We start from the raw sequence: 13,558 nt of genomic DNA on the forward strand, positions 1-13,558 counted from the left end.
ATTCTACGAGACTATAATCGAAAGAATTATAAAGATGATTTGCGAATGATAAGCTGTGTTGGAAGCTCAATCGTTTCAAATTCATGTATAGGTCTTGTTTGGTTAATAGTAGCGATTAATTTATTTGTTGCCAGTTCCCCAATTTCTGTTGCTGGTTGTACAACGGTGGATAGGGCCGGATTTAACGAAGCTGCTATTTGTGTGTTTGAAAAACCAATAACGGCGACCTCTGAAGGGACTTGAATCTGAAGTTCAGCCAAAATACCCAATGTTCGGGTTGTAATAACATCTGTGGCACCGAAAATAGCATCTATATTTTTATGCTCAAGATATTCTTTGAGCAAAATCTCTCTTATTGTTTGGTCGATATCCGCGGTATTATTAAAGCTACATTCGATGTAATGCCGATTATCAAAAGGAATACCCGCATCTGATAAAGCAGATTTAAAGCCATTTAATCGTTCGGCTGCCACCCCTAAGTTCTTTCCCGTGATATGCAGAATATTCTTTTTGCCCTGTTCGATGAGATGTTTTGTGGCATTATATGCACCTTGGAAATTATTGACCCCGACCTTGAATGTATCAAGCTGATGATTGATGCGATCAAAAATAACCACAGGTATCTGCGACTTTATCAGTGCTTTTAATTCTTCAATATTTGAATCAGAAGAGACTGGAGATATCATTAGGCCGTCAATGCCGCGCATGCGTAAAACATCAATACAATTTTTTTCAATCCGTTCGTCTTCCCGGCTTTGCATGAAAATAACGTCATAGACGGTCTGCTGAGAGGCGATCTGAATTCCATCGAGGATTTGTGAAACGAATGTATTGCTAATGTTGGATACAATAACCCCTATTGTATTGGATTTTCCTATTTTTAAGCTCCGTGCCAATTTATTGGGATGGAAATTATGCTTTTTGGCATATTCCTGAACCATCTTTTTAGTTGCTTCACTTATTTCGTAGCTGTCTGATAATGCTTTGGAAACCGTCGAAACAGAAATATTGAGTGCCAACGCTATATCTTTCAGGGTAGTTCTGCTCATCGCTCTGGTGGTTATTTTAAGAAGATAAATCTACATAAAAAAATAGATAAATAGGTTTTTTATCTTGATAAGTGAACCAATGCTGTTATTATTTGGCTTTTCATATTGATATTTTGCTTGTTTCATCGGCAGTTTTGACAAAAGGGGAGGCCTGTTGTTACGTCGCTTAGGTTCAAATTGTATACGGGTTTATAATTAACACCATTATGGCACCGTTTTAACAGGGGGTTAATAGGGGTATAACCCCTGCTAAACCCCTGTTAACCCCCTGTTATACCCCTGTAATACCCCTATCAATTACTAACAAAAGTTGAACGGAATTGGTAATAGATCCGGTGCGAAGCCTGTACCGAAGCCCGGTTCCCGGTATGTACGCAGCACGCCGCGGTTCCCGGCAATGTCCAGGTTAGATCCCGGTTCCCTGCCTATTCTGCTCCAGAATCAGCCATCCCAGCCTTCCGATCACCTGTTTTACAAAAAGAATCTCGCACCGTTACAGGCAGTTAAGGGAAAAATGAAATAAATAAGAACAAAAGGCTTGGAAGTTTGTTAACAATCTCCCTATCTTTGCACCACTCCGCAAGGGAGGGACGGTTACCGCGAAAGCAGGGAGCCATGAAAAAAGAAGGGTTTAAGTGGATTGGGCAGGATTTAAAATCCCGCTGGGTTTATTTTAAACGCGGAAATCGGAAAAGAGAAAAGAAAAAAAAACTTCAGAAAGTTTTTGGAAGTTCAGAAAAGATTTCTACCTTTGCAGTCCCAACGGAAACGAAGGGAAAAACAAAACGATAAAGAGGGGCGCAATGCCTGTCGGAATATAGCGGATACGGAAGTTGAAGCGGCAAAAGTTCTTTAAGAAAACACAATCATGTAAGCGTGACGAGTAGACAGACGAAAGTCGAAAGTCATGAACAAATTCAAGTAATTCGTTCAATTCGATCCAAGATCAGAGATATAAAAAAAGAATTCTGATTATTATAAATAGTTGGAATCAAAAACTTCATTTTACAATGGAGAGTTTGATCCTGGCTCAGGATGAACGCTAGCGGCAGGCCTAATACATGCAAGTCGGACGGGATCCATCGGAGAGCTTGCTCGAAGATGGTGAGAGTGGCGCACGGGTGCGTAACGCGTGAGCAACCTACCTCTATCAGGGGGATAGCCTCTCGAAAGAGAGATTAACACCGCATAACATCAACAGTTCGCATGTTCGGTTGATTAAATATTTATAGGATAGAGATGGGCTCGCGTGACATTAGCTAGTTGGTAGGGTAACGGCCTACCAAGGCGACGATGTCTAGGGGCTCTGAGAGGAGAATCCCCCACACTGGTACTGAGACACGGACCAGACTCCTACGGGAGGCAGCAGTAAGGAATATTGGTCAATGGGCGGAAGCCTGAACCAGCCATGCCGCGTGCAGGATGACTGCCCTATGGGTTGTAAACTGCTTTTGTCCAGGAATAAACCTAAATACGTGTATTTAGCTGAATGTACTGGAAGAATAAGGATCGGCTAACTCCGTGCCAGCAGCCGCGGTAATACGGAGGATCCGAGCGTTATCCGGATTTATTGGGTTTAAAGGGTGCGTAGGCGGCCTGTTAAGTCAGGGGTGAAATACGGTGGCTCAACCATCGCAGTGCCCTTGATACTGATGGGCTTGAATCCATTTGAAGTGGGCGGAATAAGACAAGTAGCGGTGAAATGCATAGATATGCTCTTAGAACTCCGATTGCGAAGGCAGCTCACTAAGCTGGTATTGACGCTGATGCACGAAAGCGTGGGGATCGAACAGGATTAGATACCCTGGTAGTCCACGCCCTAAACGATGATAACTCGATGTTGGCGATAGACAGCCAGCGTCCCAGCGAAAGCGTTAAGTTATCCACCTGGGAGTACGCCCGCAAGGGTGAAACTCAAAGGAATTGACGGGGGCCCGCACAAGCGGAGGAGCATGTGGTTTAATTCGATGATACGCGAGGAACCTTACCCGGGCTTGAAAGTTAGTGAAGGGTGCAGAGACGCACCCGTCCTTCGGGACACGAAACTAGGTGCTGCATGGCTGTCGTCAGCTCGTGCCGTGAGGTGTTGGGTTAAGTCCCGCAACGAGCGCAACCCCTATGTTTAGTTGCCAGCATGTAATGGTGGGGACTCTAAACAGACTGCCTGTGCAAACAGCGAGGAAGGTGGGGACGACGTCAAGTCATCATGGCCCTTACGTCCTGGGCTACACACGTGCTACAATGGATGGTACAGCGGGCAGCTACATAGCAATATGATGCTAATCTCTAAAAGCCATTCACAGTTCGGATTGGGGTCTGCAACTCGACCCCATGAAGTTGGATTCGCTAGTAATCGCGTATCAGCAATGACGCGGTGAATACGTTCCCGGGCTCTTGTACACACCGCCCGTCAAGCCATGAAAGTTGGGGGTACCTAAAGCATGTTACCGCAAGGAGCGTGTTAGGGTAAAACCGATAATTGGGGCTAAGTCGTAACAAGGTAGCCGTACCGGAAGGTGCGGCTGGAATACCTCCTTTCTAGAGTATCGCAGATCGGTGCTCGTCACGTTACATATGATTGCAAAAGAAGAAAAACATCAGAAGAAAGTGCCCGCCCCGAAAGGAGCAGGACCGAGAGAGACAGATGAACAGGAAATAGCTAGTCCCGTAGCTCAGTTGGTTAGAGCACTACACTGATAATGTAGGGGTCAGCAGTTCAAATCTGCTCGGGACTACGAAAAAGTAAGGGGAATTAGCTCAGCTGGCTAGAGCACCTGCCTTGCACGCAGGGGGTCAACGGTTCGAATCCGTTATTCTCCACATCTCCGGGAGGGACATCGACAGATGCTCCGAAGAAACAAACCGGAAAAAGAGTTCTTTGACATATTGAAAGAGAAAAAAAATTACAAGAGAAGACAACAGTATAGAGACAATACGTGTATGTGTCTGATGTAGAGAGGAGACCCTCGGTGAATGCCGAACGAATCTCTGCGTAGCATATGGGTATATATATCAAAAGCAGCCGCATAGTAGCAAAAGGCTATGCCGGTGAAGAAAGTAAATAAGGGCACACGGGGGATGCCTAGGCTCTCAGAGGCGAAGAAGGACGTGATAAGCTGCGATAAGCTACGGGGATTGGCAAATGCGAAGTGATCCGTAGATTTCCGAATGGGGCAACCTGACTATTTGAAGAATAGTCGTATAAAACGCGAACGCGCTGAACTGAAACATCTAAGTAGGCGTAGGAGAAGAAAATAACAATGATTTCCCAAGTAGTGGCGAGCGAACGGGAAAGAGCCCAAACCGATCATGTTACGGCATGGTCGGGGTTGTAGGACCACGAGATTGTACAGCGCTATGAACTGGAAGCAGGTGGGAAACTGCGCGACAAGGGTGAGAGCCCCGTACAGGTAAAGAATGTTGACATAGTGGTATCCTGAGTACCGCGGGACCGGAGAAATCCTGTGGGAATCCACCAGCACCATCTGGTAAGGCTAAATACTCCTGAGAGACCGATAGTGAACCAGTACCGTGAGGGAAAGGTGAAAAGAACCCCGAACAGGGGAGTGAAAAGAACCTGAAACCGTGTGCTTACAAGCGGTTGGAGCAGGCAGGTCCTGTGACAGCGTGCCTTTTGCATAATGAGCCTACGAGTTACTCTTGTCTGGCAAGGTTAAGTCCTTCAGGGACGCAGCCGAAGCGAAAGCGAGTCTTAATAGGGCGCATAGTCAGATGAGGTAGACGCGAAACCTTGTGATCTACCCTTGGGCAGGTTGAAGTTGCAGTAACATGTAATGGAGGACCGAACCGATAAACGTTGAAAAGTTTCCGGATGACCTGAGGGTAGGGGTGAAAGGCCAATCAAACTGGGAAATAGCTCGTACTCCCCGAAATGTTTTTAGGAACAGCGTCGGCGTGGAGTTTGATAGAGGTAGAGCTACCGATTGGGTGCGGGGAGTCAAATCCTACCAAATCCAGACGAACTCCGAATGCTATCAAATATAGCCGGCAGTGAGGCTTTGGGTGCTAAGGTCCAAGGCCGAGAGGGAAAGAACCCAGACCATCAGCTAAGGTCCCCAAATCCGTTCTAAGTTGAACTAACGAGGTCCGGTTGCCCAGACAGCTAGGATGTTGGCTTGGAAGCAGCCATTCATTTAAAGAGTGCGTAACAGCTCACTAGTCGAGCGGCCGGGCGTGGATAATAAACGGGCATCAAGAACGGTACCGAAGCTATGGATTTGTACTGAAAGATGTACATCTGGTAGGGGAGCATTCCATCGCCGGTGAAGCACAGTGGCAATGCTGTGTGGAGGTTATGGAAAAGCAAATGTAGGCATAAGTAACGATAAGGCGGGTGAGAAACCCGCCCACCGAAAGACCAAGGTTTCCTGATCAACGTTAATCGGATCAGGGTCAGTCGGGACCTAAGGCGCACCCGAAGGGGGCAAGCCGATGGACAACTGGTTAATATTCCAGTACTCTTCATAACTGCGATGTGGTGACGGAGTAGTGACACTGCCGCGAACTGACGGAATAGTTCGTTGAAAGGCGTAGGTATTGGAGTTGTAGGCAAATCCGCAACTCTAGCTGAAACCCAATAGTACAGCAAAGCTCCGGTGGCGCTGATAGAGCAGGTAAACAGACTTCCAAGAAAACCCGCTAAGCTTCAGGTTATGAAGACCCGTACCGCAAACCGACACAGGTGGTCGAGGAGAGAATCCTAAGGTGCTCGAGTGAGTCATGGCTAAGGAACTCGGCAAAATGGCCCTGTAACTTCGGGAGAAGGGGCGCTGTCTCGAAAGAGCAGCCGCAGTGAAAAGGCCCAGGCGACTGTTTAACAAAAACATATGGCTTTGCAAAATCGCAAGATGAAGTATAAGGCCTGACACCTGCCCGGTGCTGGAAGGTTAAGAGGGGATGTCATCGCAAGAGAAGCATTGAATCGAAGCCCCAGTAAACGGCGGCCGTAACTATAACGGTCCTAAGGTAGCGAAATTCCTTGTCGGGTAAGTTCCGACCTGCACGAATGGTGTAACGATCTGGGCGCTGTCTCAGCCATGAGCTCGGTGAAATTGTGGTATCGGTGAAGACGCCGATTACCCGCAACGGGACGGAAAGACCCCATGCACCTTCACTATAGCTTAACATTGAGATTGGGTACAGGATGTGTAGGATAGGCGGGAGATGTTGAAGTGGCTTCGCCAGGAGTCATGGAATCAACCTTGAAATACCGCCCTTTCTGTATTCGGTTTCTAACTCCATGATGTGGAGGACATTGTTTGGTGGGTAGTTTGACTGGGGTGGTCGCCTCCAAAAAGGTAACGGAGGCTTTCAAAGGTAAGCTCAGTACGCTTGGTAACCGTACGCGGAGTGCAATGGCATAAGCTTGCTTGACTGTGAGACCGACAAGTCGAACAGGGTCGAAAGACGGACATAGTGATCCGGTGGTTCTGTATGGAAGGGCCATCGCTCAAAGGATAAAAGGTACGCTGGGGATAACAGGCTGATCTCCCCCAAGAGCTCATATCGACGGGGAGGTTTGGCACCTCGATGTCGGCTCGTCACATCCTGGGGCTGGAGAAGGTCCCAAGGGTTGGGCTGTTCGCCCATTAAAGTGGCACGCGAGCTGGGTTCAGAACGTCGCGAGACAGTTCGGTCCCTATCTGTTGTGGGCGTTGGAAGTTTGAGTGGATCTGACCTTAGTACGAGAGGACCGGGTTGGACAGACCTCTGGTGAACCTGTTATGCCGCCAGGTGTACGGCAGGGTAGCTACGTCTGGAATAGATAAGCGCTGAAAGCATCTAAGTGCGAAACTAGCCACGAGATGAGACTTCCTTATAGGGTCGTAGAAGATGACTACGTTGATAGGCCATAGGTGTAAAGGTTGAGAGACCAAAGCCAAGTGGTACTAATAGCCCGAAGCTTTCTCAAGCAGATAACACTGTTGTCTTCCTCTTTAATTTTTAGAAACAAAACAGAAACGAAACTCTTTCAATATATATGTCATTTAGATATGAACATAGGGATCATTTCGGACCTTACAGGCTCCTGATACTCTTATCCCTGATCTCAGATCTAAAAAAATATTTAGGTGCCTATATCGGCGGTGTCTACCTCTTCCCATTCCGAACAGAGCAGTCAAGCCCGCCAGAGCCGATGGTATTGCCGTAACAGGTGGGAGAGTAGGTCGGTGCCTTTTTTTACACGGAAGCCCTTGCTGGAAACAGTCAAGGGCTTCTTTCGTTTAGGTAACTCCCGTACTTCCCTGTACAATGCTATTGCATATCTGCCGTACTTCCCCGACCGGCGCTGTCCTAGAGCCTCTACTGTCCCTATTCAAGCTCATCCCGCCACTGCTCCTTTTCGAAAAGGCTTTGGCTCGCTAGTTACAGTTGGATAGTGTGACACATTGAAAGATTAAGGTTTGTCACTCTGATGAGATTTGGTGTGCTATAGCGTATTGTATGGCAGGAAATGTGACTACGGTCACTTTTGGTGTCAGATCTACTGGCGAAAAGTATATTTTAGGGTCTCAATTTTCCCTAAGTCATTTAGAACCAGTAGCCGAAATTAGTAACTAAACCTTGTAATCCGGTAATACAAAAGTGACGTACATCATTTTTGTACGCATTGCCCATCATTAGATTGTCATAAATTGCTGCTTACTTTTGAACCAGAATCAACAATTTAAGTAATGCAGTTAGAGCAATTTAATTACGACAACAAGATTGTCAGGAATTTCGGAATCGCTACCATTATTTGGGGAATAGTTGGTATGACCATAGGATTGCTTGTGGCGACGCAGCTTGTTTGGCCCCAGATGAACTTTGGATTGCAATTTACAACATTTGGCCGTGTACGTCCTGTGCATACCAATGCGGTGATTTTTGCTTTCGTGGGTAATGGTATTTTTATGGGAGTATACTACTCCTTACAGCGGGTGCTTAAAGCAAGAATGTTTAGTGATGCTTTGAGCAAGCTCCATTTTTGGGGTTGGCAATTAATTATTGTTGCATCGGCTATTACACTACCACTCGGCCTTACTTCAAGTCATGAGTATGCCGAAATGGAATGGCCTATTGATATCGCAATTACCCTCATTTGGGTGGTATTCGGAATCAATATGTTCGGTACTATCGTCAAACGACGCGAACGTCACATGTATGTCGCAGTTTGGTTCTATATTGCCACATTTGTCACAGTAGCCGTATTGCATATTGTTAACTCCATCCAATTGCCAGTAGCTGGCTGGAAAAGCTATTACGTCTACAAGGGTGTGCAGGATGCACTGGTACAATGGTGGTATGGTCACAACGCAGTTGCTTTTTTCTTGACAACACCTTATTTGGGAATGATGTATTATTTCCTTCCTAAGATGGCCAACCGTCCTGTTTACTCGTACAAGTTAAGTATTCTTCACTTTTGGTCTTTAATCTTTATTTATATCTGGGCAGGTCCTCACCATTTGCTCTATACGGCGCTACCGGGTTGGGTACAGTCTTTAGGGGTTGTATTCTCCATTATGTTGATTGCTCCAAGCTGGGGTGGTATGATCAATGGCTTATTGACCTTACGTGGTGCTTGGGATAAGGTACGGACAGAACCGATGTTAAAATTCATGGTCGTGGCCCTTACTTGTTATGGTATGGCGACTTTCGAAGGCCCTATGTTATCCTTGAAACAGGTGAATGCAATTGCCCACTTTACCGACTGGATCGTAGCGCACGTACACGTAGGTGCTTTGGGATGGAATGGGTTTATGACATTCGGTATTCTATACTGGTTGATACCACGTATATATAAGACAGAGTTGTATTCTAAAAAGTTGGCATCAACGCACTTTTGGATAGGTACCTTGGGTATTTTGTTCTATGCGATCCCGATGTATTGGGCAGCTGTAGTACAAGGCTTGATGTGGAAGGAATTTACACCAGAAGGGGTCTTGAAATATCCAAACTTCCTGGCGACAACATTGGAAATTCTGCCGATGCACATGATGCGCGCACTAGGTGGTGCACTTTATCTGTCGGGGGTCTTCCTAATGACCTTTAACTTGATCAAAACCATGAAACAAGGGAAGCTCTTGGCCAATGAGCCAGCAGAAGCTCCTGCATTATTGCCAGTTCAGGTAAATGAACAGTCTCAACACCGTCGTCTTGAACGTAAGCCAATTTTATTCATGGTACTCGCGCTTATCGCCATCCTCATCGGGGGTATGGTGGAGATGGTGCCGACTTTTACAATTTCTAAAAATGTTCCAACAATTGCAAGTGTAAAACCTTATACAGCATTGGAACTGCAGGGACGGGATCTCTACGTTAGAGAAGGTTGTGTGAACTGTCATACGCAAACTATTCGTCCTTTTAGATCCGAAACCGCCCGTTATGGTGAGTATAGCAAGGCGGGAGAATTTGTTTACGATACACCGTTTTTATGGGGTTCGAAACGGACAGGACCTGATCTGCATCGCATCGGTGGTAAATATCCAAACAAATGGCACTTTGATCACCTGTTGGATCCAACGATTACCTCGCCTGGAAGTATCATGCCAACATATCCGTGGTTAATCAATCAGAAACTGGATAATGCTATTCTGCAAGATAAAATGAAGGCGTTACGGAAATTGGGAATCCCCTATACCGATGCGGAAATTGAACATGCTGAACAGGATCTCACCAAACAGGCACAGAAAATTGCTGATGATCTAAAACAAAATCAAGTGAATGTGTTAGCTGACCGTGAGATTGTGGCTGTAATTGCCTACTTACAACGATTAGGAACAGATATAAAAGCAGCTCCAAAAGTAGCTGATAATGTTAACGCAAATCAATAAAGCCATGTTTAAGCAAATAACAAATCTAAACGGCAGTGAGCTTTATCTAATTGCATCACTTTGGATCTTCTTGGTATTCTTCATTTCAGTAGCAATCATGTTGTTTCGAATGAAAAAAGATTATGTTACTTATATGAAGGAATTGCCTTTGGAAGAAGATGAAACAGAAAAGGAACTGAATCATTCACCTGAAAGTCTATAATATATGAGTTTATTATTGGATACTGCACCAGCTACCGCAGAAGTTGTTCAATCTACGATAGGATTCGGTACAGATAATTTATACACAGATATCTTAATTGTTGTATTGATCGTTGTGATGCTGGCTCTACTTGCTTCGGCATTGATGGTCAATCGCGCGATGAAATCCATCATTAAGATTACCATGCCTGAATTGGCCCAGGAGGAAAAACTCAAAAAGGTGTCGAATAAGGGCTGGATGAAAAGGTCGTGGAACAAGATCATGGGGATCAGACCGATTTCAGAAGAAAAGGATATTGTCATAGACCATGAGTACGATGGTATCCGCGAATTGGATAATCCGATTCCGATCTGGTTTAATTTCCTTTTTTATGGAACGATTTTTTTCGGCCTTGTTTACTTATTTGTTTATCAGGTGTCGGGTATCGGAATGAACCAGGACCAGGAGTATGAACATGAGATGGTCGTTGCCGAGAAAGAGCGTCAGGCTTATCTTACTGCTTCTGCGAGTAATGTAGACGAAAGTAGCGTGGAGTTTCAGCCGGAAATGGCAGCTGATGGAAAAGCGATCTTTACTGCAAACTGTGTCGCTTGTCACGGAGGTAGTGGCGAGGGAGGCATCGGACCCAACTTGACCGATAAGTTTTGGCTACATGGTGGTGAGATTAAAGACATCTTCAAAACCATTAAGTATGGTGTTCCTGATAAAGGAATGGTGCCATGGGAACAAACGTTAAGTCCCGCTCAAATCGCACAGGTTGCCAGTTATATTGTCACCTTAAGGGATACAAACCCTGCTAATCCAAAAGCTCCACAAGGTGATGAGGTAACCTATGGCGGTGGTCAGGCGGCAAACGGAGAGAAAGCAGCGGATGATGCCAAAACAGGTCCAGCTGAAGCAGATAAAAAAGCAGAGTAGTAAATTGAAATAGCAATGAGTACAGCAGTCGTGAATAATGCCAATAACGGTGGATCTAAGTCAAAAAAAAGACAATGGATTTATGCCAAAAAACCGCAGGGAGAGCTTTACAAAAAAAGACAGTGGGTTGGGTATTCACTACTGCTGTTCTTGTTTATCGTTCCTTTTATCAAAATAAACGGTGAACCGTTTCTCATGTTCAACATTATTGAGCGAAAGTTTTCCATCTTGGGAAATCTTTTCTATCCACAAGATCTCTACATATTCGTATTCGGTATGTTAATCGTGATGGTATGTGTGGTTTTGTTTACTGTTGTCTTTGGACGGGTATGGTGTGGATGGACTTGCCCTCAGACCATTTTTTTGGAATTAATATTTAGACGAATTGAATATTGGATCGAAGGTGACTGGCAGCAACAAAAGAAATTGGATGCGGGACCAAATACGGATCAAAAACAATTGAAAAAAATTTTGAAACATGGTATATTCTTGATCATATCATTTTTCATTTCAAATATCTTTTTGTCTTATATCATCGGTGCTGATGCGCTGATGAAGATTATCACTGATCCCTTGGACCAACATATCGGTGGACTGATATCGATAATCATATTTACATTGGTTTTTTATGCTGTGTTTGCGTATGTCAGGGAGATTGTATGTATTGCAATTTGCCCTTACGGCAGATTGCAGGGTGTACTCCTGGATGACCAAAGTATAACTGTCGCCTATGATCATAGACGTGGAGAGCCAAGAGGAAAACAGCAAAAGGATGCAGTGACGACGCAAGGGGATTGTGTGGACTGTAAGCTCTGTGTACATGTATGCCCCACAGGAATTGATATTCGAAATGGCCTTCAATTGGAATGTGTAAGCTGTACAGCCTGTATAGATGCCTGTGATGCTGTCATGGACAAAATCGGAAAGCCTAAAAAGTTGATAGGCTTTTATCCAATGGGTGAGATTGAAGGAACACTGAAGAAAAAAAGCAATACGAGAGCAATAGCTTATTCGATCGTGTTGGTTGCACTAATGTCGGTCTTTGGTTTTCTGTTGTTCAACCGTTCTCAGGTGGACGGTAGATTGCTCCGCGCAAAGGGAAGTACCTACCAGCTTCGTGATGATAAGACAATAAGCAACCTGTATTCTTTGGAATTGATCAATAAGTCGGGTAAAGAAATGCCTTTTAAATTGGTCTGTGATGACCCACGCTTAAAGATTCAGGTGGTTAACCCCATTCAAAAATTGAGTAAAGATGGGCATGCAACACTAAGTTTTTTTCTAATTATCGCAAATAAGGATGTTGAGACTTATAAAAGTAATGTAAAATTAGCTATCTATTCGGGCGATAAGAAAGTGGAAAGTTTAAAAACCACTTTTATAGCGCCTCCGGGTATGAATTAAAATGAAAAACAATGAATTGGGGTACAAAGATTTTTTTAACCTTGGCGGTATTTATGTTGTGTATAGTCGGAGCGGGAATATACATGGTGAGTCACGATTCAGATAGTCTGGAAGAAGACGATTATTACGAGCAGGGACTAAATTATGATCAAGCTTACGACAAAAAGCAAAATGTCTTAATGATGAAAGAATCACCGACAATTGAAATCAGGCAAGATACCTTGTATATTCATTTTGTCTCCAAAGAAAATAAAGGGAAATTGCTGTTTCGAAAACCTTCGGACAATCGATTGGATAAAGAATTGCCATTTCAGACAACAGGCAATTTATATACACTGCCCATTTCCACGTTCGATAAAGGCATGTGGAATTTGTATATCGACTGGAAGAGTGTAGGTAAAGATTTTTTGTTTGAAGAGCATATTTTATTTTAAGGAAATGAGTTATACCTACTTTGCATTTTTCATGGGATTGTTTGGAAGCATACATTGTGCGGTCATGTGTGGTCCATTAATTTTCGCCATTGAAGGAAGGCAAGGTTTTGGTTGGAACGTTTTCTTAAATAAAATACTGTATCAATCCGGTAGGGTACTGACTTATGGTTGTTTGGGACTTTTACTGGGTACGATCGGAACATTTGCGCAGATCCAGGGCTGGCAGCGTAGTCTAAGCTGGGCTACAGGTATCATCCTGATTGGAATTGCTTTATTTCAGCTTATTGGTAAACATAATCGAAAAATTGCCAGCTGGCAGACGAAGGCTGTTCAGCCAATTGTACGGTTATTGTCGAAATGGCTCTATAAACCGGGCGGTAGCTTTGTTGCCGGTGTACTGAATGGATTGTTGCCCTGTGGTATGGTCTACATGGCGCTTATGTCGTCCATAAATGCGGATAGCCCACAGCAGAGTTTCTTTTTTATGTTGTTTTTTGGCTTAGGCACTATCCCGCTCTTGTTTGTGTTTTCTTTTTTGGGAAATTTCTCCCGATCTTTCAAAATTGGATTTTCGAAATGGATTCCTTTTCTCTATTTCTTATTGGGGATATGGTTTATACTCCGGGGTGCCAATTTAGATATTCCCTATTTAAGTCCGTTCATTCATGTCGATGGTGCAATAAACTGTGTTTAACGACAAACAATATGTCGATGCTA

7 protein-coding genes, 2 tRNA genes and 3 rRNA genes are annotated in these 13,558 nt (G+C 44.5%); 11 read left to right on the plus strand and 1 reads right to left on the minus strand.

The genetic code is table 11. The annotated features are described in order from the left end of the window. Positions 1-26: 26 nt before the first annotated feature. Complete coding sequence (locus AAH582_RS07760) at positions 27-1,049, minus strand: LacI family DNA-binding transcriptional regulator (protein WP_046672228.1); 1,023 nt, start codon at positions 1,047-1,049, stop codon at positions 27-29. Between the two features lie 1,007 nt (positions 1,050-2,056). On the opposite strand from AAH582_RS07760, the gene AAH582_RS07765 reads away from it, so the two are divergent. The 11 genes from AAH582_RS07765 (at position 2,057) to AAH582_RS07815 (ending at position 13,535) form a co-directional block, all read left to right on the plus strand. Continuing rightward, positions 2,057-3,587, plus strand: a 16S ribosomal RNA gene (locus AAH582_RS07765). Positions 3,588-3,710: 123 nt separating this feature from the next. Further along, positions 3,711-3,784 (plus strand) — tRNA-Ile (locus AAH582_RS07770). 11 nt (positions 3,785-3,795) lie between these two features. Continuing rightward, a tRNA-Ala gene (locus AAH582_RS07775) sits at positions 3,796-3,869 on the plus strand. A 231-nt stretch (positions 3,870-4,100) separates the two neighbouring features. After that, positions 4,101-6,981: ribosomal RNA gene (locus tag AAH582_RS07780) — 23S ribosomal RNA — on the plus strand. Positions 6,982-7,137: 156 nt separating this feature from the next. Then, positions 7,138-7,249, plus strand: a 5S ribosomal RNA gene (gene rrf, locus AAH582_RS07785). The 16S, 23S and 5S rRNA genes sit together here with 2 tRNA genes alongside, the layout of an rRNA operon. A gap of 495 nt (positions 7,250-7,744) precedes the next feature. Further along, positions 7,745-9,883, plus strand: coding sequence for a cytochrome-c oxidase, cbb3-type subunit I (ccoN, locus tag AAH582_RS07790; RefSeq protein ID WP_343321747.1), 2,139 nt, complete (start codon positions 7,745-7,747; stop codon positions 9,881-9,883). Positions 9,884-9,887: 4 nt separating this feature from the next. Then, positions 9,888-10,085, plus strand: a complete 198-nt coding sequence (locus AAH582_RS07795; protein WP_046671935.1) for a hypothetical protein — start codon at positions 9,888-9,890, stop codon at positions 10,083-10,085. A 3-nt stretch (positions 10,086-10,088) separates the two neighbouring features. Then, the gene (locus AAH582_RS07800) at positions 10,089-11,003 is read left to right on the plus strand and encodes a cbb3-type cytochrome c oxidase N-terminal domain-containing protein (RefSeq protein ID WP_343321748.1); all 915 of its coding nucleotides are present in this window, start codon (positions 10,089-10,091) and stop codon (positions 11,001-11,003) included. 15 nt (positions 11,004-11,018) lie between these two features. Next, complete coding sequence (gene ccoG / locus AAH582_RS07805) at positions 11,019-12,407, plus strand: cytochrome c oxidase accessory protein CcoG (protein WP_343321749.1); 1,389 nt, start codon at positions 11,019-11,021, stop codon at positions 12,405-12,407. A gap of 11 nt (positions 12,408-12,418) precedes the next feature. Next, a complete protein-coding gene (locus tag AAH582_RS07810) occupies positions 12,419-12,841 on the plus strand; it encodes a FixH family protein (RefSeq protein WP_046671889.1) in 423 nt (140 codons plus the stop codon). Then, on the plus strand, positions 12,819-13,535 hold the full coding sequence (locus AAH582_RS07815; RefSeq protein WP_343321750.1) for a sulfite exporter TauE/SafE family protein: 717 nt from the start codon (positions 12,819-12,821) through the stop codon (positions 13,533-13,535). Before AAH582_RS07810 ends, AAH582_RS07815 begins: the two co-directional genes overlap by 23 nt. The last annotated feature ends 23 nt before the right edge of the window (positions 13,536-13,558 follow it).

The sequence above is a fragment of the Sphingobacterium multivorum genome (genome assembly GCF_039511225.1).
In the GTDB taxonomy this organism is placed as follows: domain Bacteria; phylum Bacteroidota; class Bacteroidia; order Sphingobacteriales; family Sphingobacteriaceae; genus Sphingobacterium.